We start from the raw sequence: 1,814 nt of genomic DNA on the forward strand, positions 1-1,814 counted from the left end.
GGCCTGACCATGTCAACTCTGGCCAAGCTACGCTGCTCCGGCAAAGGGCCGCCATTTTATAAACTAACCAATCAAACGGTCGGCTATCGACAAGATGAAGTGATGGAATGGCTTTCCAAACGGCGCCGGGTGTCGACCTGGACACACGAGCATTGACGCGAAGCCTGCGCCAACATTGATGCCCGAATTGAGATGAACGTCCAGGATATTGGTTGGGTGGATACTTTACCGAACGCGATTGAGCCGGTCGCAGCTTGGTCCTAGGTAAGCCCATATTGATGAGACGACATGCTCCAACGATACGCCATCCAGTCCAATTGAGGCAGCATAAGTGACCCATTGTTGTTTCTTCTGGGGATCGTCGAAAAAGGTCTGCGTGAGTCCTGGCGGAACGAGCGTTGGGACTCCTGTTTCACGGCGCTCAAACGTAGCAAAAATGGCTGAATCAAGTGCTGCTGGCTCAATCGTCAAGACACTGGGTAGTGCCCACAAATCGTAATAGTCCTTCATTCTTCCGTTGGCTAAGCCAAGCGCGACAATGGCCTGAAATTTCTCCGCGATTACGGTTTCCGGAGGATAGGCGCGTAGATTTGCTATCGGTTCATTCAGCATCGATGGATAGTCAATGATATAGTCAGGGTTGGTGAGGGCATCGCCAAGTCCGATGTCGATGGTTATCGGTATTCTGGCCTTCTCAAGTAGAGCAATCGTCTTCAGCCGCGCGCCGCCATAGATCTGGTCGTCGCGGATTGATTCTATCGTCAAATTGACGGTGTCGAAAATGAGCCCATCCTCAGTTTGAATCCCCATGATTTCTGTAAAGATTGCTTTGAGCTTTTCTTCGTCTAGTTCACCAAAGCCTAAAAAGTCTGCATCGCGAGTCGTACGCGCTTGATCACTGGTCCAGAGCGTGACCAACATTCCACCTTTAAGGACAAACCTGTCACGAAAAGGGGATACCGATAGCCGAAAGATTAATCGCTCAAGACCATAATTGACCAGTATAAGGCCAAAATCTCGCTTTTTAAGGCGCGATAGATTCTGAAGCCGCTGGCGAACCGATGCAGCGATATTCTTTTGACCATCAACCATTGTGCGTCATCGCCTCAAGATAGGGGCGCATCACCTTCCAAGCTCCACAGTCGACGGCGGCCTGTGCGATTTCTGATGGACTTGCCTTACGCTGAGTTATGGCGCTGCGCAGACTCTCTATGGCAACAGAGCGATCAACCAGCGTTGGATTCCGGAACGCGTCCGCAAGTGCTTTGGCTACTGAATAGATCGGCACGGCGACACCGGAAATCATGTGCCGCTCCACACCATACTCGAGATAGGGTTTCCGAAAGCGAACAATTCGGATGGACGGGAAGTCTAGCTTGGGCTGCCAGTCCTTCGCGCCGATAGCGATCCAGACCTGTCTTGGCATTTGATCCGTTAGTCCATGATAGGCTAGCGCAGTGCTCATACAGATACGCCCTTTGGGGATCTGCTTTGAGACTTCGGCAAGCGTGCTATCGGCATCTAGTTCGGCATTGGGGAGCTGATATAGGCCTCGTGCGAGCCGCGCGACCTTGCCGCTTGCGACCGCGCGCGCCAATGTTGCCGCCGTGACACCTTCTTTGAGAATTTCGTGTGCGCGCGCCATTGTCCTCTCGGAGAGAAGCTGGACGATCTTTTCACTCTGGGTTTGCACATTGTTCATTCTGATACTTTATCTAGGACAAATTAAAATATTATCCTAGGTTTAATATCATCCATGACGCGTGATGGTCAAGACATAAGCCAAGTCCTTTCAAGCGTAACAAGCGCGCCAG

2 protein-coding genes are annotated in these 1,814 nt (G+C 51.4%); both read right to left on the reverse strand.

Annotated features, from left to right (window positions below):
* Window positions 1-225 precede the first annotated feature (225 nt).
* Window positions 226-1,092, reverse strand: coding sequence for a nucleotidyl transferase AbiEii/AbiGii toxin family protein (locus tag ACOVRA_RS11545; protein WP_421720415.1), 867 nt, complete (start codon window positions 1,090-1,092; stop codon window positions 226-228).
* Entirely contained in the window at window positions 1,085-1,702 is a 618-nt protein-coding gene (locus tag ACOVRA_RS11550) for a type IV toxin-antitoxin system AbiEi family antitoxin domain-containing protein (RefSeq protein ID WP_421720416.1), read from the reverse strand. Before ACOVRA_RS11550 ends, ACOVRA_RS11545 begins: the two co-directional genes overlap by 8 nt.
* Window positions 1,703-1,814 lie beyond the last annotated feature (112 nt).

The organism is Aquidulcibacter sp., assembly GCF_049239865.1.
Lineage (GTDB): Bacteria > Pseudomonadota > Alphaproteobacteria > Caulobacterales > Aquidulcibacteraceae > Aquidulcibacter.

Bases quoted from the DNA above. Each gene is read 5' to 3' on its own strand.
- ACOVRA_RS11545 (WP_421720415.1), bottom strand. From the start codon at position 1,092: ATGGTTGATGGTCAAAAGAATATCGCTGCATCGGTTCGCCAGCGGCTT.
- ACOVRA_RS11550 (WP_421720416.1), bottom strand. From the start codon at position 1,702: ATGAACAATGTGCAAACCCAGAGTGAAAAGATCGTCCAGCTTCTCTCC.